This is a genomic window from Entomomonas moraniae, assembly GCF_003991975.1.
GTDB lineage: Bacteria > Pseudomonadota > Gammaproteobacteria > Pseudomonadales > Pseudomonadaceae > Entomomonas > Entomomonas moraniae.
In genome coordinates this window covers 2,865,242-2,885,275 of the sequence record NZ_CP029822.1, presented here as the reverse complement: position 1 = coordinate 2,885,275, position 20,034 = coordinate 2,865,242, and the positions used below count along the sequence as shown (strand labels likewise).

General features: G+C 38.5%; 17 protein-coding genes. 12 read left to right on the top strand and 5 right to left on the bottom strand.

Translation table 11 applies throughout. From position 1 onward, the window contains the following. Positions 1–72: 72 nt before the first annotated feature. Positions 73–648 (bottom strand): UbiX family flavin prenyltransferase, encoded by a 576-nt coding sequence (locus tag DM558_RS13395; protein ID WP_109704055.1) that lies wholly within the window; start codon positions 646–648, stop codon positions 73–75. A 55-nt stretch (positions 649–703) separates the two neighbouring features. Next, a complete protein-coding gene (locus DM558_RS13390; protein WP_127164443.1) occupies positions 704–1,339 on the bottom strand; it encodes a hypothetical protein in 636 nt (211 codons plus the stop codon). 365 nt (positions 1,340–1,704) lie between these two features. On the opposite strand from DM558_RS13390, the gene DM558_RS13385 reads away from it, so the two are divergent. From DM558_RS13385 to DM558_RS13375, 3 genes are read left to right on the top strand one after another with little or no spacing between them, the layout of a single operon-like run. Then, on the top strand, positions 1,705–3,300 hold the full coding sequence (locus tag DM558_RS13385) for an EAL domain-containing protein (protein ID WP_127164442.1): 1,596 nt from the start codon (positions 1,705–1,707) through the stop codon (positions 3,298–3,300). A gap of 30 nt (positions 3,301–3,330) precedes the next feature. Beyond that, positions 3,331–4,548: an aminotransferase class V-fold PLP-dependent enzyme gene (locus DM558_RS13380; RefSeq protein ID WP_127164441.1), complete on the top strand. Its 1,218-nt coding sequence runs from the start codon at positions 3,331–3,333 to the stop codon at positions 4,546–4,548. Beyond that, a complete protein-coding gene (locus tag DM558_RS13375; protein WP_127164440.1) occupies positions 4,545–4,940 on the top strand; it encodes a SufE family protein in 396 nt (131 codons plus the stop codon). The genes DM558_RS13380 and DM558_RS13375 overlap by 4 nt, the downstream gene beginning before the upstream one ends. Before the next feature lie 62 nt (positions 4,941–5,002). Here the strand turns inward: DM558_RS13375 and DM558_RS13370 are convergent, their stop codons facing one another. Beyond that, positions 5,003–5,833, bottom strand: a complete 831-nt coding sequence (locus DM558_RS13370) for a TIM44-like domain-containing protein (RefSeq protein ID WP_127164439.1) — start codon at positions 5,831–5,833, stop codon at positions 5,003–5,005. 288 nt (positions 5,834–6,121) lie between these two features. Between DM558_RS13370 and DM558_RS13365 the strand changes: the two genes are divergently transcribed. The 6 genes from DM558_RS13365 (at position 6,122) to DM558_RS13340 (ending at position 14,338) form a co-directional block, all read left to right on the top strand. Further along, positions 6,122–7,975, top strand: a complete 1,854-nt coding sequence (locus DM558_RS13365; RefSeq protein ID WP_127164438.1) for an extracellular solute-binding protein — start codon at positions 6,122–6,124, stop codon at positions 7,973–7,975. Positions 7,976–7,986: 11 nt separating this feature from the next. Then, the gene (locus DM558_RS13360; protein ID WP_127164437.1) at positions 7,987–9,066 is read left to right on the top strand and encodes a microcin C ABC transporter permease YejB; all 1,080 of its coding nucleotides are present in this window, start codon (positions 7,987–7,989) and stop codon (positions 9,064–9,066) included. 10 nt (positions 9,067–9,076) lie between these two features. Then, positions 9,077–10,105, top strand: coding sequence for an ABC transporter permease (locus tag DM558_RS13355; protein ID WP_127164899.1), 1,029 nt, complete (start codon positions 9,077–9,079; stop codon positions 10,103–10,105). Between the two features lie 2 nt (positions 10,106–10,107). Next, the gene (locus DM558_RS13350; protein WP_127164436.1) at positions 10,108–11,736 is read left to right on the top strand and encodes an ABC transporter ATP-binding protein; all 1,629 of its coding nucleotides are present in this window, start codon (positions 10,108–10,110) and stop codon (positions 11,734–11,736) included. 3 nt (positions 11,737–11,739) lie between these two features. Continuing rightward, positions 11,740–12,534 (top strand): enoyl-ACP reductase FabI, encoded by a 795-nt coding sequence (fabI, locus tag DM558_RS13345; protein WP_127164435.1) that lies wholly within the window; start codon positions 11,740–11,742, stop codon positions 12,532–12,534. Between the two features lie 61 nt (positions 12,535–12,595). Beyond that, a complete protein-coding gene (locus DM558_RS13340) occupies positions 12,596–14,338 on the top strand; it encodes a DUF1302 domain-containing protein (RefSeq protein WP_127164434.1) in 1,743 nt (580 codons plus the stop codon). Positions 14,339–14,458: 120 nt separating this feature from the next. On the opposite strand, the gene DM558_RS13335 is transcribed toward DM558_RS13340, so the two are convergent. Next, positions 14,459–16,702 carry an autotransporter outer membrane beta-barrel domain-containing protein gene (locus DM558_RS13335; protein WP_127164433.1) on the bottom strand — a complete coding sequence of 748 codons (2,244 nt, stop codon included), beginning with the start codon at positions 16,700–16,702 and terminating at the stop codon, positions 14,459–14,461. A gap of 288 nt (positions 16,703–16,990) precedes the next feature. On the opposite strand from DM558_RS13335, the gene DM558_RS13330 reads away from it, so the two are divergent. The 3 genes from DM558_RS13330 to tcdA are packed head-to-tail and all read left to right on the top strand — an operon-like array spanning position 16,991 to position 18,789. Continuing rightward, complete coding sequence (locus DM558_RS13330; protein WP_127164432.1) at positions 16,991–17,332, top strand: DMT family protein; 342 nt, start codon at positions 16,991–16,993, stop codon at positions 17,330–17,332. A gap of 39 nt (positions 17,333–17,371) precedes the next feature. Next, entirely contained in the window at positions 17,372–17,986 is a 615-nt protein-coding gene (gene rnhB, locus DM558_RS13325) for a ribonuclease HII (protein WP_127164431.1), read from the top strand. After that, positions 17,983–18,789 carry a tRNA cyclic N6-threonylcarbamoyladenosine(37) synthase TcdA gene (tcdA, locus tag DM558_RS13320; protein WP_127164430.1) on the top strand — a complete coding sequence of 269 codons (807 nt, stop codon included), beginning with the start codon at positions 17,983–17,985 and terminating at the stop codon, positions 18,787–18,789. Before rnhB ends, tcdA begins: the two co-directional genes overlap by 4 nt. Here the strand turns inward: tcdA and lpxB are convergent. Further along, complete coding sequence (lpxB, locus tag DM558_RS13315) at positions 18,779–19,921, bottom strand: lipid-A-disaccharide synthase (protein WP_127164898.1); 1,143 nt, start codon at positions 19,919–19,921, stop codon at positions 18,779–18,781. The two genes, tcdA and lpxB, sit on opposite strands and share 11 nt — an antisense overlap. Between the last annotated feature and the right edge of the window lie 113 nt (positions 19,922–20,034).

Below are 20,034 nucleotides of genomic sequence, written 5' to 3'. Positions count from 1 at the left end.
CAATGAAGGGATCAAACGATTTTGTCATCTTACAAATATCTCTTTATCATAATATAGCTCATTATAAACCATCTAAGGTTTTAACTCCTCCCCCCAGCGTGGAAAGTCTTCAACCTCTAAACCAAATAAATCCAATGATCTCACCACAGTATGATGAACAATATCATTCAATGATTTTGGCTTATCGTAAAAAGCAGGTACAGGAGGCATAATAATCCCCCCCATTTCACTCACCGCCAACATCTGCTTTATATGACCAGTATGTAACGGCGTTTCCCTCAACATAAGCACCAAACGACGTCGCTCCTTTAACACGACATCAGCCGCACGTGTTAATAAATTTGAAGAGACACAATTGGCTATTTCTCCCATCGTCCTCACTGAACAGGGAGCAATTAACATACCTAATGTTTTAAATGAACCACTTGAGATTGCCGCGCCGATATCACTGATGGTGTAATTAAAATCGGCAAGGGCACGAACATCTTCTTTTATAAACTCCGTTTCATACTCACGGGTTAACTCAGCTGGTTTTGTAATCACCAAGTGTGTTTCAACATCGAGTGCTTTCAAAAGTTTTAACGCATGAACGCCATAAACGAAGCCTGTTGCTCCCGTAATACCTATAATTATCCGCTGCCTAGCCATTCTTAATAATACCTATTACCCTTATTCACTCACTGCTTATCAACTGTAAAAAATACTAGAGTGCTTCTAATACATATTGATTAATAGTCTCATCGGGAACTTCTACCAAACTAACAAAATAAACTTGATCATCTAGAACATCATTTTCATCATCCTTAAAGTACCAAATCAGATAGCTACCTAACTGGTAAATGACAAGATCATCATAGTTTACTACCTGTTGCCAGCCCTGCTCTTGATAAAGCTGTGCTAACTCTTGATCTAGCAAATTAGAACAAAAACTATATTCTGCCCCTTGAGCTACTTGATAATATAGCATCAATGCTAAAAAGTTCTTTAAATTAAACCCTAATTCATGGCTGGGAGTATCTTCATCACATTGAAAAACATTTCCTTGCTCATTAACAGCCCAATAACATTCACCCTGATTTTCTTCTAAAAAAACCAATAAGTCATCTTTTATATAAAGTTGCTCAGGCAAAGCAAATAGCTGAAAAGCGCTCATAAATTGCGGTAACTTACCAACCGTTTGATAAAACTCCTTAAGTGCAGAAGGAATTGTCAAACCCAGTCTTTTTTCTTCACTTCCTAAAATTGTTGGCTCTATCCCTTCCTGTGCAGTTAGTTGTCGGCCCAATAGGCTCTCAGCAATCGACTGATACGATAATTGGAGATAACTTTCTTGTGTCATAGTACGTACTCTTATTTCAATTTGAACCAACTCACAGTATTCATGAACCTTTTGCTATTGGCAATGAGTTTATTAATAATGCAAAAAAGTTATTTTTATATTTACCCTCGCTTATACTCATGAATCTAGTCTAAAATAATCTTAAAAAAATTCCTAATAAAAACAAATAAATTATTTTAAATCATATAGATATAAAAATAAAAATCACCATTATTGTTTTAGCTACTAATATCTAATACTCATACATAAAAATTCGAACTATGCTATAGAAGTAATAATAGAAACATGATTTTTTTTGAAAAAAAAGGAAGTAATCATGACAGTGATTATGCCCTAATAAACTTTCTTTATATTAGGTTATATGTATGCATAATTTATTATCGGAAATTCGTTATTCAACGGTTAAACTTACTATTTTTGTATTAACCTTATTTTTTCTTATCACACTAACCACTATATTCTATAATTACTACCGTCTTGATAGTAACTATAAAAAACAAGTTGCTTCTGATGCAACACTTGTCATTAATCAAATAGACCATATACTCGATGAATTTAATCTTCCCATGTATGCAGCCATTGAAGAGTTAAAAAGCAGCTCATGTGATATACAAGAATACAACCTAAAAAGAGTTGTCGAATCTAGTCAATGGTTTAGATCATTGACTGTTTTAAATAATGGCGAAATTATCTGCTCATCATTCTTCGAACCAAATCAATACAATTCGGATATAGTAGGTTATTATACAAAGCAAAAACTAAGTTTATTGTCTTCCAAGTTTTTAGCACCACAAATGCCTATCATTAGCTATCGTATCATACGGGGGGATTGGTCTGCATTCATCACCATGCATGCCTCTACGTTTCTAAATATACTATCATCCACTCATCTCTCTAATCATGGCTATCTTATTATCAATGACGATTGGATAAATACCCAAGATCAAATGTTATCCAATAATCGAGTCATCAATGATAACTTATTAATGTTTGCCTCAGACAAATACCCATTTAAAATTGCCTTTGACCTCAATACCGTGACATGGAGTGAAAAATCTATTGTCTCTTATTTTCTACTTGCAATTATATTATTTGCATCGTTTGTTATATCACTGCTATACATATTTTTAACGGCCCCCAGACGTAATTTCCAACAAGCTCTTTTGAGAAATGAACTCATTCCTTACTATCAACCTGTTATTTCAGCTGCCGACCAAAAATGGTGCGGGGTTGAAGTACTAGCTCGCTGGCAACACCCAAAAAAAGGACTTATAATGCCAGGACAATTCATTGGTTTAGCTGAACGCTCGAAGCTAATTATTCCAATGACTAAACAGCTGATGAAAATAGTGGCTGAAAACTTATTAGCCAACATTAACTGTCTTCCAAACCCTTTTTATATTGGCTTTAATATTCATTCATCACACTTACAACATCATGATCTAATTGATGACTGTAAAAACTTTTTAGCTACATTTCCCCCAAACACCATCACTCTCACGATAGAGATTGTAGAAAGCCACTTTGTTGAATCAACTAATAATCTACCAACGCTACTAAATGAATTCCATAAAATTGGTGTTACTGTTGCGATAGATGACTTTGGAACAGGTTACTCTAATTTTGGCTATTTACAAAAATATAAAATAGATCACTTAAAAATTGATAGGTTATTTGTGTCAAGGATCTGTAATACGCCTTCTGAGACCCATTTAATAGAGACCATCATCTCACTTGCCAAGAAGTTAAATATGGATCTTATAGCTGAAGGGGTAGAAACTATTGAACAACTCCATTATTTAACACGTCAAGGAGTCGAGTTTATACAAGGTTTTCTTTTCAGCAAGCCAATACCATTAAATGAGATGCTTGTATTACTCACCAAACCAATGAAGCGGATCAAACCTCCCATGATCATCCATCAATTATCCTTCGATAAGAAAATAGTAAAAATAATTTAGAAATTATAACTTATTCTTTATAATGACTAGATGAGCTATAAAACACTATTAGAATCCCCTTGGCGCTTTGATTTTCCAGCCTTGTGTAACTTTAGCAATGATAAGTTAACATGGCTAGATAGCGCTGCGACTACACAAAAGCCAAATATGGTGATTGATTGCATTACCCAATATTACCAACAAGGCTGTGCGAATATTCATCGTGCTCAATACCCGCTAGCAACAAAGATCACTCGCGGATTTGAAAATGTACGCCAAAAAGTAGCTGATTTTTTACATGCACAATCAAGCGATCAACTCATATTCACACGCAGTACCACTGAAAGTATTAACTTACTCGCCTATGGCCTAGAAAGCTATCTCCCAAATACTGGAAATATTGTAATCAGCGCACTCGAACACCATGCCAATCTATTACCATGGCAACAACTAGCTAAACGCAAAGGTCTTAAACTCATCGTACTCCCCTTCACACAAGAAGGTATTATAGACTTAGAGATTGCAGAAACACTCATAACAAATCAAACAAGGCTTGTCGCTATTAGTCAAATGTCAAATGTGTTTGGTACATTGCAACCTATCAAACAAATCATTGAACTAGCTAAGAAATTTAATGCACTCTCCGTTATTGATGGTGCTCAAGGTATTGTGCATCACCCCACCAATGTCACCCAACTTAACTGTGACTTTTATGTATTTTCTGGACACAAGCTTTTTGCACCTGAAGGTGTTGGCATACTCTATGGAAAAGCAGGCAGCCTCACTAAACTTAACCACTGGCAGTTTGGAGGGGAAATGGTACAGTCAGCAGACTACGAGACAGCACAGTTTTATCCTGCGCCATTGGGATTTGAAGCTGGAACAAGTGCCATTGGGGCAGTATTAGGCTTAGGCGCAGCTATTGATTACCTAAACGCACAAAATAGAACTGATATTACTGCCCATGAGCAAGCATTAATCCATCAATTATTGACAGGGCTTTTACAAAGAAAATCTATTCATGTGTTAGGTAACCCTCATTCATCACTGGTGAGTTTTTATATAGAAGGAATGCACCCGAGCGATATAAGCCATTTATTAGCAGAACAAAATATAGCTATTCGTGCAGGGCAACATTGCTGCATGCCTTTATATCAAACACTGGGATTAAATGGCGCTATCCGTGTTTCATTAGCACTCTACAATAATAGTGCTGACCTACAATGTTTCTTTGATGCTTTAGATAAAGCCATAGAGTTATTAACATGAACCTAGATGCTCAAAATCTTTTCTCTACATTCCAGCTAAACAAAAGTTGGGAACAAAAAATGCGATTACTAATGCAATTAGGGAAGAACCTATCCCCACTTACAGAAGTTGAAAAAACGGACAAAAATCAAGTCAAAGGCTGTGAAAGTCAAGTGTGGTTAGTGAGTACAAAGCAAGATGATCAATGGTATTTTAAAGCAACCAGTGAGGCACGGCTAATACAAGGGCTACTTGCTGTATTGCTAACACGCATTAATGGCTTAACCGCAAAAGAAATTAACGAAATTGATTTAGACGATTGGTTTCAACAATTAGGACTGGTTAAACAACTCTCAAGTTCACGTAGAGATGGCTTAAGTGCTATTTTTAAAAAGGTAAAAGCAGTCACTTAACAGACATAAAAAACGGTAATTTACTTCATTTTAAAATAAGTAAATTACCGTTAAAAATCATACTACATATTTTGACGAATACCCGCCACTAACCAAGGTTTATTTTCACCTTGTTCACGCTCCATCCGCCAGCTTTCATTAAATGCTTCGCCTTGATCAAAACGCGATGTTTTAGCAACGCCTGTAAAGGTTAATGTTGCTATTGTTTTTTCCGGTGTATCATCAACACCATCTAAAACCACATTTAAATCATCAATATAAGTTGATTGATAACCACTTCCTTCCTCAGTACGCTCTTGTTTTAAGAAAGTTAATATTTCTGGCGTAACATACTCAGCTATTTTATCCATTTCGTTGGCATCCCAATGCTCTTGCAGTGCCATAAAATGGTCTCTTGCGGCGGAAAGAAAAGCCGTTTCATTAAACCAAGCTGGAGCATTAATAACAGGAGCAACCGATGAGGTAGCCCTTTGAGTGCCAAAAATAGGCTGCTGGGTAGACTGATCTTGATAAGCATTGATGTTGCTATTAACCCCTTGTTGTTGTGGGTTCATTCGGCCTCTTATAAAGCGAATAACAAAAAATGCTAACAATGCAACAATAATAATATCAAAGAAGTTTATACCACTAAAACCGCCCCCCATAAACAGAGAAGCCAATAAGCCTCCTGCCACTAAACCCGCTAGAGGCCCCATCCAACTTCTACCAGGTGCTGCTTGTGGATTATTAGGTTGATTTGCTGGCCGGTTAGGCGTTGCTTGACGAGTTTGATGTGAAGGCGCTTTCCCAAAAGAACGCCCACCACCAAAACGTCTTGCCTCGGCATCAAAACTCACTACCATGATCGACACAGCAAGAAAAACAATCGAAAAAAAACTTAAAACACGTTGCATTAAAAAACCCTCTCCCCTTTATAATTAATCTTATTATAATTAATGTTATAGTATGGATAATCAAGAAGTAATAATATTTTTTCCTTTCTTTTTTTTACAAGATATTAACTCACCAAAAATGTTGGCAATCATCGTAACAATAAAGAAAACAAAGGAACTATGACTACTATAATGAATGAGGTATCATAACAGGATTTTAAATGGTATTTCTAGAATCATTTTGGCAAATAGTCAACACACTATTTATAGCAAAGGTCTATACAGCACATGATTAAAAATGGATAACACATGGAATTAAAAACAAAGAACTTTTTATCCTTCTTTATATGCGTTGTACTCAGCACTTTTTGTATGCTTACCCAAGCAAGACCCCAGCATGCAATGACACTTTATAATGAAACACCTAAATACCCTGCTAACTTCAAATCTTTTGACTACGTAAACCCTAACGCACCCAAAGGGGGAACTCTCAGATTATCAAGCAATGGCGGTTTTGACTCACTCAACCCATTCATTGCTAAAGGCACTTCTGCCGATCAACTTAATCTCATTTATGACACTTTGATGGCTCCATCCCTTGATGAGCCTAACACAAAATATGGGCTTATCGCAGAAAAGATGGATAAAGCACCCGACTCTAGTTGGGTACGTTTCTATCTACGAAAAGAAGCCAGATTTCATGATGGGCACCCCATTACTGCTGAAGACGTTGCCTATACGTTCAATCTTATTCGCAAAGAAGGTCATCCTTTTTATCGCCAATATTATGCAGATGTTGATAAAGTCATTATAGAAAATAATCATCAGGTATTATTCACATTTAAAGTCAAAAATAATCGTGAACTCCCAATGATAGTGGGCGACATTGCCATACTCCCCAAACACTACTGGCAAGATAAAAACTTTAATACCACATCTCTCACGCCCCCATTAGGAAGTGGTCCTTATAAGATATCTGAAGTAAAACCTAATGCAAGCATCCACTATGAGCGCGTAAAACACTGGTGGGCAAAAGATTTACCAGCCGTCAAAGGCTTTTATAATTTTGACAAAATCATTATTGACTATTATCGTGACATGGCTGTTGCTTTAGAGGCATTCAAAGCAGGGCAATTTGACTTTAATCTTGAGTACTCAGCCAAAAGTTGGGCTACAGGTTACCAAAGCAAGCCACTAAAAGAAGGTAAAATAATAAAAAAAGAAATCACTAATCATAACCCTGCCGCTATTCAAGGTTTTGCATTTAACATTCGTCGCCCTATCTTTCAAAATGAAAAAGTTCGTGAAGCTATCAGCTTACTGTTTGATTTTGAATGGTCAAATCGCCAATTATTTTATAATAGCTATAAGCGCCTTAGCAGTTACTTTGATAACTCAGAAATGGCAGCGCATGAGCTCCCTACAGCAGAAGAGCTGACAATTCTAGAACCCTATAGAGGCAAAATTCCAGAAGAAGTATTTACCACCGTATTTACAGCCCCAAAATCTGATGGCTCAGGTATTATTCGTGAACAACAACGAAAAGCTTATCGCCTTTTACAAGAGGCAGGTTATGAAATCAAAGATGGCAAAATGGTTGATAAAGACGGTAAACAACTTTCTTTTGAGTTTCTAATGTTCCAAACAAACCTTGAGCGTGTATTATTGCCTTTTAAAACCAATCTAGCTGAAATTGGTATTGATATGGAAATCAGGCGCGTCGATCTTTCCCAATACATCAACCGTATCCGATCACATGATTATGACATGGTTTCTTATATTTGGGGGCAAAGCAATTCACCGGGGAACGAGCAACGAAATTATTGGTCATCATTCAACGCCGATGTTGTTGGTAGCCAAAACATTATTGGCTTAAAAGACCCTGTGGTAGATCAACTGGTTGAACAGCTGATTCAAGCAGACTCAAGAGAAAGCTTAATCTTGCATACTAGAGCATTAGACAGAGTATTACAGTGGGGACACTATGTTGTTTGGAATTACTATACAGACAAATGGCGGATTGCTTACTGGAATAAATTTGGACAACCCACTAAAGCGCCAGATTATGATTATGGTCTTTATACATGGTGGTCACTTGATATACCAACTGACCAACCAAAATCTAACGCTATGCCAACCCATAGCGATAAGATAAAAAACTAGGAATATTACCTATGTCAGACTATATATTAAGGCGACTACTACTCATTATTCCAACCTTATTTGGTATTCTTTTATTAAACTTTGTCATCATTCAAGCCGCCCCTGGAGGCCCCGTTGAACAAACGATTGCTAAATTAGAAGGCTTAGACACATCAGGGGGAGCAGCAAGCCGAGCGACCGGTGGTGGAGGCGACGTTAAATCAGGCAGTGGTTATCGAGGAGCGCAAGGTTTAGATCCCGACTTAGTTGAAGACATCAAAAAAATGTATGGCTTTGACAAACCCGCAACACAGCGCTTTTGGATCATGGTCAAAAACTATGCTACCTTCGATTTGGGCAATAGCTTCTATAGAGATACCAAAGTCACTGACCTTATCTTAGAGAAAATGCCCGTCTCCCTTTCATTAGGGCTGTGGAGTACATTAATTATGTACCTCGTTTCTATTCCCTTAGGAATTACCAAAGCAGTACGACACAATAGCAAATTTGATATTTGGACCAGTAGCATTGTTATTATTGGTTATGCAATCCCCGCTTTTTTATTTGCCATTTTATTGATCATCCTTTTTGCGGGGGGGAGTTATTTCGACTGGTTTCCACTGCGAGGTCTTGTCTCTAATAATTTTGATACCCTCAGCTTATTTGAAAAAATAAAAGACTATTTCTGGCATCTCGCGCTACCTATCACAGCACTGGTTATTGGTAACTTCGCCACACTCACCTTTTTAACTAAAAATAGTTTCTTGGATGAAATCAGCAAACAGTATGTCATCACCGCGCGTGCCAAAGGGCTCTCCGAAAAACAAGTGCTATACGGTCATGTTTTTAGAAATGCCATGTTAATTGTTATTGCGGGTTTTCCTAGTGCATTTATGGGACTTTTCTTTACAAGCTCTCTGCTGATTGAGGTCATCTTCTCCTTAGATGGGCTCGGACTTTTAAGCTTTGAGTCTGCTATCAACCGCGACTACCCCGTCGTATTTGGCACACTGTTTATTTTTACCCTGTTAGGTCTTCTCATGAAGCTATTAAGTGATTTGTGCTATTGCCTAGTAGACCCTCGTATTGATTTTGCAAACAGGGAACACTAACATGCTACTTATGAACCACTTTTCTCCCCTTAATCAACGCCGATTCGCACAATTTAAAGCAAATAAACGTGGCTGGATATCCTTATGGATTTTTATCACCCTTTTTATTTTTAGCTTAGTGGCTGAAATTATTGCTAATGATAAGCCGCTTGTCCTTCGCTATGACAACCATTGGTACTTCCCAATTTTTGTTCGCTACAATGAAGATATTTTTGGTGGTGATAATCCGCTTCCATTAGAAGCAAACTACAAAGGCCCCTATATTCAAAAGTTAATTGAAGAAAAAGGGGGATGGATGATTTGGCCGCCCATTCGCTTTAACTACCAAAGCATTAACTACGATCTCAAAGAACCTGCACCCTCGCCTCCATCATTACAAAACTGGTTAGGAACAGATGACCAAGGCCGAGATGTTTTAGCACGTATTATTTATGGTTTTCGTATTTCTATACTTTTTGCATTAACACTCACCCTCATTAGCGCTTTTATTGGCGTTATTGCAGGGGCTATTCAAGGTTATTATGGTGGTTGGGTAGACCTTATAGGCCAACGCTTTATTGAAATTTGGTCAGGTCTTCCCATGCTATACCTACTCATTATTTTATCTAGCTTTGTCCAGCCTAACTTTTGGTGGTTATTAGGCATCATGCTACTATTTTCATGGATGACCTTAGTCGATGTCGTTCGCGCTGAATTTTTACGAGGGCGTAATCTTGAGTATGTCAGAGCAGCTCGTGCTTTAGGAATGCGTAATGGCGGTATTATGTTTAAACACATATTACCTAATGCAATGGTATCTACCATGACATTCTTGCCCTTTATATTAACAGGTGCTATTGGCATCCTCACCTCGTTAGACTTTCTTGGTTTTGGTTTACCGGCAGGAGCCCCCTCTTTAGGTGAGCTAGTTAAACAAGGAAAAGAGAATCTACAAGCCCCATGGCTGGGTATCAGTGCATTCTCAGTGTTAGCCATTATGCTGTCACTGCTTGTTTTCATTGGTGAAGCGGCGCGTGATGCGTTCGACCCAAGGAGATAAGAATGACCGACAACTTAATGGAAATTCATGACCTTTCTGTCGAGTTTACGACAGAAAATAACGTACACCGTGTAGTAGATAATATTAGTTTTAATATTCCTAGAGGCAAGACAGTTGCACTGGTTGGTGAAAGTGGCTCTGGTAAATCTGTGACAGCTTATTCTATTTTACGCCTGTTACCACCTGATACAGCTAAAACCCCCACCGGCACAATTATTTACGACAATAAAGACCTGCTAAAACTCCCCATCAAAAGCATGCGCGCTATTCGAGGCGATCGAATTGCGATGGTATTCCAAGAACCAATGACATCACTTAATCCTCTCCATAAAATCAGCAAACAAATCGGAGAAGTGCTTTATTTACATAAAGGGATAAGGGGAAAGAAAGCCGAACAACGTATTATTGAGCTTTTAACCCTCGTAGGCATAGAGAAGCCTGAAACAAAACTCAACTCACTGCCTCATCAACTTTCAGGAGGACAGCGCCAACGGGTAATGATCGCCATGGCATTGGCCTGTGAGCCTGAATTATTAATTGCCGATGAGCCAACAACCGCTTTAGACGTCACAATCCAATTAAAAATTTTAGAACTTCTTAAAGAACTACAAGCACGCCTTGGAATGTCATTACTAATTATTAGCCATGACTTAAATATAGTTAAACGTCTTGCTCACTATGTGTTTGTCATGAAAGATGGAAAAATTATTGAGCAAGCCGATTGTGAACAACTATTTTCTACCCCCCAACAACCCTATACAAAAGAACTACTTGCCGCTGAACCAACAGGAACACCCTCCTCTAGAAAACTAGGTGCGGAACTCCTGAAAGTTGATGATTTAAAAGTCTGGTTTCCCTTACCTAAAAAGCTACTTAGCCGACAACAAGACTACTTCAGAGCTGTTGACGGGATTGATATCACTCTCCGCCAAGGAGAAACACTGGGCATTGTCGGTGAGAGTGGCTCAGGCAAATCTAGTTTAGGGCTAGCGATATTAAGGTTATTAAAAAGCCAAGGCAGAATAAACTTTCAAGGTTTAAATATCGCTCAATACTCCCAAAGCCAAATGCGCCCGATCCGTCGACAAATGCAAGTTGTCTTCCAAGATCCTTACGGCAGTTTAAGTCCACGCTTATCTATAGGGCAAATTATTGGAGAAGGGCTTAAAATTCATCACATAGGTTCGCGAGAAGAGCAAGAAACTGCTATCATTAACGTTTTGCATGAAGTTGGCTTAAGCCCTGATAGTATAAACCGTTATCCCCATGAGTTTTCAGGAGGACAACGTCAGAGGATTGCTATTGCACGCGCACTAGTATTAAAACCCTCGCTTATTTTATTAGATGAACCAACCTCAGCATTAGACCGTACGGTACAAAAACAAATAGTAGAGCTTCTTAAAACGCTCCAAGAGAAGTATAATCTTGCTTATTTATTTATTAGTCACGACTTGGCCGTGGTAAAAGCACTTAGCCATCAGCTATTGGTCATAAAGTCTGGACACGTTGTAGAAAAAGGCTCTACAGAGCAACTTTTTTCTGCTCCACAACATCCTTATACAAAACAATTGTTGGAGGCTGCTTTTTTAACTCCAATCAATAACGAGACAACCATTCCAAAAGAGGAATAAATTATGGGTTTTTTAACAGGTAAGCGTGCGCTAATTGTTGGCGTAGCTAGTAAATTATCAATCGCATCTGGTATTGCAGCAGCAATGCACCGTGAAGGAGCTGAGCTTGCTTTTACTTATCAAAATGACAAGTTAAAAGGACGTGTAGAGGAGTTTGCTGAGGGTTGGGGTTCAAGCAAAGAACTTTGCTTTCCATGTGATGTTGCCAGCGATGAGCAAATTGATCAAGTCTTTGCTGACCTTAGTGAAAAATGGGATGGCCTAGACATTATCGTTCACGCAGTTGGCTTTGCACCTGGTGATCAACTAGATGGAGACTTTACCAGTGTAACAACACGTGAAGGTTTCAAAATTGCTCATGATATCAGCTCTTATAGCTTCGTAGCCTTAGCTAAAGCGGGCCGTAAAATGTTAGAAGGCCGTAACGGTTCGTTAATAACCTTATCTTACCTTGGTGCTGAACGTACCATGCCTAACTACAACGTAATGGGTATGGCAAAAGCCAGCCTTGAGGCCGGTGTTCGTTACTTAGCAGGTAGTTTAGGCCCTGAAGGTATTCGTGTTAATGCTATTTCTGCAGGCCCTATCCGTACATTAGCGGCATCAGGCATTAAAAGCTTCCGTAAAATGTTAGCAGCAAATGAGCGTCAAACCCCTCTTCGCCGTAATGTAACGATTGATGAAGTAGGTAATGCAGCAGCTTTCTTATGCTCTGATTTAGCATCAGGTATATCAGGTGAAATCCTTTATGTTGATGGTGGCTTCAATACAACAGCCATGGGAACATTAGAAGACTAATAGATCTACCGCCCAGCACTACTGGGCGGCAAATCTGATGCAATAGAAAGGAACTCAAACAATGCCGTCATATAAGTTACCTTTCACGGTTAGCTCCTTACTATTCGCTTGTTCAAATGTTCTTGCACTCCCTATCAGCATAGGCTCTATTGAGGGCCAATTAGATACTGAGCTCTCCTTAAAAAACCAATGGGCAACCACTAAACCTGATCATTACTTTATTGGCAGCAGTAATGGTGGGAGAGGCTTTGCTAGTACAAGTGATAATAATCGCTTAAATTTTAAAAAAGGTGATAGTTTCTCTCGCTTACTCAAAGGTAAAAATCGCTTACACCTTAAATACCAAGATTATGGGTTAGTCGTTAGTGCTCAATACTGGTACGATTTTGTCGAGAAGAACCAACACCAAGCATTTGCTAATATCAGTGATCGCGGTCGTTACAGCAACTCACGTGGATCAGGTGCACAATGGCAAGAAGCCTTCATTTATCACCACTACCAGATTCAAGGCAAACAAGGAACGATTAAGCTTGGTAGACAATACCTCAACTGGGGTGAAGAACAATTTTTTTTAGGTGGCATTAATATTATCAATCCAATGGATTATCGAGAAGGTTGGCGCCCTGATATGGATACAAGAGCTGAGCGTGTTCCTGTCAACCTATTGTCTTTCTCTCAGCAATTAACCGATAAGCTCTCTACTGATTTATTTTATCAGTTAGACTGGAGGCCTGATGCCGATGCGAATTGTAACTCCTTTTTCGCAATGACAGACTATACGACTCATGGATGCTCTAACAATCTTCGTGTACTCGAAGGAAGTAACCAGCTCTCAGCGGGTGATTTAAATGCACTCAATGGCCTCAATATTACGCCAGAGGGTATTCTAGTGCGACAAACTAAAGACCAACGCCCTAAAACATCAGGGCAATTTGGTATTGCCATCAATTACTATGCAGAACCCCTAGGAGCTGATCTCGGGTTTTATGCCATCAACTATCATAGCCGAACAGCATTTATTAATGGCCGAACAGCCAGTCAAAGTGCTATCAACCAAGCGGCAGGACTGGCACAACTAACACCTAGTTGGTTAGCAGGTAATAGTAGTTACTTTATGAAATACCCTGAGAATATTCACCTCTATGGCGTTAGTTTTAATAAAGATATCCGTGCTGATTTAACATGGCGCGGGGAGTTCAGCTACCGCCCCAATATGCCCATCCAAGTTAGCCCTGTTGAACTTTTTAATACCACAACTAACGGCCCAATAGCATCCATTGCTAATCAAACAATTAAGGGGTATGACCGAAAGCGTGTTAGCCAATTCCAAACCAGTATTACCCAAACGGCTAATGAAGCCATGGGCGCAGAAGAATTTAAGCTAACCTCAGCCATAGGCATGGTTTACGTAGCAGGGCTTGATAACCAAACACTCTATGGAAGAGATGCAGTCTTTGGCAATGCCTATAACTGTTCAGCCCTGACAAACTATTGTGAAAAAAATGGCTTTACTACACGCTTTTCATGGGGCTACAGAATACGCGGGGAGTGGGATTACCAAAACATTTTCATCTCACGACTTTCTCTTAAACCAAGCATAAGCTGGCTGCATGATATCCAAGGCTACTCCCCTAGCAATGAAGCTACTTTTGTTGAGGGGCGTAAAGCTTTAAGTTTAGGACTTAAAGCAGAATATCTGAGAACTTATTATGTAAGCCTCAACTATACTAACTTTTTTGGCGGTCGTTATAATACGTGGGCAGACAGAGACTTTGCTAGTTTAGAAATAGGGCTTAAGTTCTAAATGGTAACTTAATTCACTGGGCGGAAAAGCCCATTAAACTCTGTTAATCTTCACACTATACTTAACTGCAGAATCAATAAATAAAGTGTTGAGTTACCTTATTTATTGATGTTAGATTAATTAAAACTGATAGCGATAACCTAAATTAATTTGTTGTTTATCAAAGCGGTCGCCATTGGCATAGCTGACTTCACCATAAATATTATGACGATTATTAAGCTGTACATTCGCGCCTACAGCGCTATCAACCCAGCCACCTCTAAAATTATATTTTTCTTTGTATTGATTTAACTTATACGAAGTTTTACCAGAAAACTCTTTGACATAGCCTGCCTTAATATAGATATCAATGGGGTTTTGAGCATTATTCACTTGATATCCTACTGCGGCTCCAGCTCTGGCTAGTGTTGAATTATAACTATTGAGCTTTACTTTGAGCCCATTTGAAGCATGTGTAGTGGAGTCACCCATATAGCTATAAGTTAGTTGCGATTGGGGCTCTATATAAAAAGCAGTGTTACTAATGGCAAAGCGCTTACCAACTTCAATGGAAAGGCTATAGCCTTGATTTTTTGCAGTACCTTTGACAGTACGACCAGCAGTATCAATGACATCAAAGCGATTACGCATGTACATATATTTTGCAACCGCATCAACATAAAAACCAGTATTATCTATGTAGGTGCCATATAATCCAGCATTGTAATCTTTTACTGTGCCATTTCCCCTTTTATAATCAGGGTCAGCATGCGTATAACCTAGCATAGTTCCAAGATAGAGATTGCCATTGCTTATTTCTAAGAGTTTATCTATACCTAACTGGTAACCATTGTAATTCATGTCAAATCCATGAAGCTGATTGCTATTAAACGAATTTAATTTACCACCATATCCTCTTATCCAGAAATTACCCTCTTGACCATTAACTGCTTTTAAATCTCCCATGCGCTGAAATAAAGTTTGAGTATCTATGTAGTTAAGTAAATAAGCCGAATTTAAAAAACTGATGCTTGCTTCCGCTGTAGATGTTTTTTGGCCTCTCCCCACTAACTCCCAATTTTTTGAATCGGCGGTAGCTCTTTGTAAACCATACTCAAAACCACCCAGTTCCACAGAGTTAGCTAATGAAAAATTAGCTCCTCCATCTCCCGTTTCAACAACTGTTAACTTTTCAGTGCCATTAGTCAGGCTACTGCCTTGATTATTAACTGTAATAGAGTGACTTCCTGACGAACTATCAGTAATAACAAGTTTATCCCCCTGACCAGCTACAATATCAGTTTTTAATGTAAAATTGCCGTTGCCTGATAATGATTTACTCGTTAACTTACTAAAATTAGTATCAGTAAATTTTACTTGGGTATTACTTAATGCTAATGAGGTAATATCAGAACTTTCTGTCATATTCCAAGTTCCGCCAGCCATATTAACATTAACCTGCCCAGTACCAGAGTTAGTTGTCATCGCTCCTGTAATAATAGAGCCTGCGGTTAAGTTTAAATTGACAACGCCATTATCAATACCCGCAACATGACCATTTATTATAGCTTTGTCATTGATATCTATTTGCCCATAATCAGCAGCAAGGGCAACCATTGATGTACCATTACTGGATGTTAAATAGCTATCTCCATTAACTATCACCTGAGTACTATCTGTAGACTCAATAACATTGCCATCAGCAGTAGTTGCTTCTAAACCATTCTTAAACTCAATTTTACCACCTTGCGCATTAATACCTTGACCAGGTATAGGAACTCCTTGTGCAACAACAGCAGACCCTGAACCTAGAATATTGATAGCTACTTTACCATTAAACGTAATAGTAGGGTCTGCCATACTAGGGTCGGCTTTCTGAACAATAACCCCGTAGTTATTGGCAGTAATATCAACCTCTTTGTTAAAAGTCATACGTCCAGAGTCATATCCCCAAATACCTGCCATATTTGCGTTTATCAATACCTTAGAGTCACTGATTAGCTCACTGTCTCTACCAACAAAAATACCACGTTGACCAGAACTATTGATAACCAAATTACCTGGGCCATTTAACATTAATTGGCTAATACCACTGCCAGTACTATTCAATACTCTAATGCCCCAAGAACCATCAATTGTAAAGTCATTGGTATTATTAACATTAAAGCTAGTACCGTCTAAAACCTCAAGACCATACCCATTTGTCACAATATGAGGAGTTGAAGCATTTGTAGTATTAATTGTTACATTACCAGTCGTACTATTACTTTGAATGGCACTTGCTGTTGAAGAAAAATCAGCATCAACGTAGCTCTTGTCGGCATAAACAAAAGATGTAAAAGTAATTAATGGCACAAAAAATAGGAGGGATTTAGAAGAGTACATGGTAGCCAACTTAATATAGACTAAAGTCCCATAATAATAAAATCACTCCCAAATTACCATAGCTTAATAACAATACTTCATGTAATTTTCATAAAGTTTTATGTTTAAATTACTAAAATAAAAAAGACTATATTGATCATACTAAACCAATGCTTTTATAATAAATAAAAATATAACGAACATAACCTTAAGACCTATCTATTAAGCTATTCATTTTCTTTTGAGTAATTATTAGCTGAAATAAATTCACTACCCAACACTACTAAAACTGCTACAAGGAAGCTTATCATGCCCGTTTGGTTAATTACTGCTCTCATGCTCACGGCCTCTAATCTTTTCATGACCTATGCTTGGTATGGGCATCTTCGCACCATGCAAAGTAAACCATGGATTATTGCAGCACTAGTCAGTTGGGTTATTGCCCTCGGCGAATACCTTATTCAAGTCCCTGCTAACCGTATTGGTTTTACACAACTCTCTTTAGGTCAATTAAAGATCATGCAAGAGGTAATTACTTTAGCTGTATTTATTCCCTTTAGTGTCTATGTTATGAATCAACCACTCAAGCTAGACTATTTATGGGCTGGCTGCTGTATGCTCGGTGCTGTTTTCTTTATCTTCCGTAGCTAACTGCTATAATAGGTCTACACTTTTTACAATGGTTATTCTATGCAATTAGGCTTAGACTTTAATTTGGTTGAAACATTAGTCGCTGGGGTTGATGAAGTTGGTCGGGGCCCTTTGTGTGGCCCTGTTGTCACAGCTGCCGTTATTCTTGACCCTAACAAGCCAATTATAGGCTTAAATGACTCAAAAAAACTTTCTGAAAATAAGCGTAATTTACTGTTTGATGAAATAAAGCAAAAAGCACTGGCTTGGTCTATTGCCCGTGCTGAAGTATCAGAAATTGATGAGATAAATATTCTACAAGCAACGCTACTTGCAATGAAGCGTGCTATAGAAGGTTTGAGCATTGAACCCAAATTAGCACTCATTGATGGTAATAAATGTCCTAATACTTCCGTACCTTGTAAAGCAGTTATACAGGGCGATTCTAGTGTACCTGCCATTGCCGCCGCCTCCATTTTAGCTAAAGTAAGTCGAGATAGAGAAATGATCGCTCTCGATAAAGAGTTCCCAGCCTATGGTATTGCTGCCCATAAAGGCTATCCTACCCCTGTTCACTTAGCAGCACTTAAAAAACTCGGCCCCACACCTATACACCGCCAATCTTTTGCCCCCGTAAGATTGGCTAGTGAACTATTTAAAGACAGAACAATATGATAATTGATCCACGTTTTGCAGGCATTGCGCGCTTATATGGTGTACAAGGGCTCGACAAGATACAAAAAGCACATATTGCCATCATCGGAATTGGCGGAGTTGGTACTTGGGCAGCAGAATCCTTAGCTCGTACGGGAGTTGGGGAGATAACCCTGATTGATCTTGATGACATCTGCGTATCAAATACTAACCGTCAACTCCATACGTTAGAAGATACTATTGGTAAGCCAAAAGTTGATGTCATGGCTGAAAGAATAAGGGCTATTAACCCTATTTGTACGGTGCATGCTATCCATGATTTTGTAACACGAGAAACTATTCCTGAACTCATTCACAATGACTTAGATGGGGCCATTGATTGTATTGATAGTGTCCAAGCAAAAGCAGCTTTAATTGCTTGGTGTAAGCGTAGAAAGATTCAGATTGTAACAACAGGTGGTGCAGGCGGACAAATTGATCCAACCCAAATTCAAATTACAGACCTTAATAAAACTTACAATGATCCACTAGCAGCAAAGGTTCGCTCTCTTTTACGTAAAGATTATGGTTTTTCCAAAACGACAGGGCGACACTACAGTGTTCCATGTGTATTCTCTACTGAACAATTGCGTTATCCCCAGCCAGATGGTTCCGTTTGCCAAACAAAAGGCTTTACAGGAGAAGGAACTCGATTAGATTGCAGTGGTGGTTTTGGTGCTATCACAATGGTAACTGCCAGTTTTGGAATGACAGCAGCCTCTAAAATAATAGAAAAGATAGTACAGGGCAGCAGACGACCCAGTGAACGCGAAATTAAACAGTAGCTATTAGTTTTAATACAGCTTCTGCAGCTTTTTCAGATGCATTCTGCTTTAACTCAATATGCGTTGCCTTAAAGTTTTCTACTTGATCTTTGATATTTCCATCCAATAAAGGCACTAAGGCATTAAAAAGTTTCTCAGGTGTTGCATCATGCTGAAGCAGCTCAGGCACCACAAAACGCCCTGCTAAAATATTAGGTATAGAAACATAAGGCATCTTAAATAAACTTTTTATAAGATAAAAACTTAATGTCGTGAGCTTATAGGCAACAACCATCGGACGTACACATAACAAAGCTTCTAATGTAGCCGTTCCCGATGCAATTAAGACTACATCACAAGCACCTAATGCTTTTTGTGACTGTCCATCCAATAAACGTATTGGTAACTTATACCCTTTTAATAATGACTCTAGCTGCTCCCGACGGCTAGCATTAGCACAAGGAATAACAAATTGCACGGAAGGATATTTATCAACAATCTTAAGCGCTGTCTCCAAAAAAATAGGCGCTAAACGAGAGACTTCTCCCGCACGACTACCAGGCATTAAAGCAACCACAGGAGTACTGTCAGAAAATCCTAACTCCGCCTTAATTGCATTTTTGTCTAACTCAAGGGGAATAGAATCAGCCAGAGGGTGCCCAACAAAGGCAACAGGAATATTATGTTCTTTATATATTTTCGTTTCGAATGGAAATAGCGCTAAAACTAAATCACATGCTTCTTTTATTTTAAAAATACGCTTTTGCTTCCATGCCCATACAGAAGGACTGACATAATGAATCGTCTTAATACCTGCACGGCGTAATTTCAATTCTATTGTTAAATTAAAATCAGGAGCATCAATACCAATAAACACATCAGGTTTTATCGCAATAATATCCTTGATTAATTTTGAACGACGCTTTAATAATTCAGGAATACGCCCAAAAACCTCTGTAATACCAATAACAGAGAGTCGTTCCATAGGGAACATTGAACTTAAACCTTGCGCTTCCATTTTTGAGCCGCCAACACCAACGAACTCAATATTATGATGTCTCTTTTTAAGTTCAGCCATAAGTCCTGAACCTAAAAGATCCCCAGAGGTTTCACCGACTACAATAGCAACACAAAGCTTCTTATCCGATGGCAATTCAATATTGTTTATTAAATCATCAGTCACAAAAAACCCCTAATAATCTATATGCTATTGTTATTATTGCTTTCAGTTATTTTTATCTCACCAAAAGCAATGTTATTCATTAA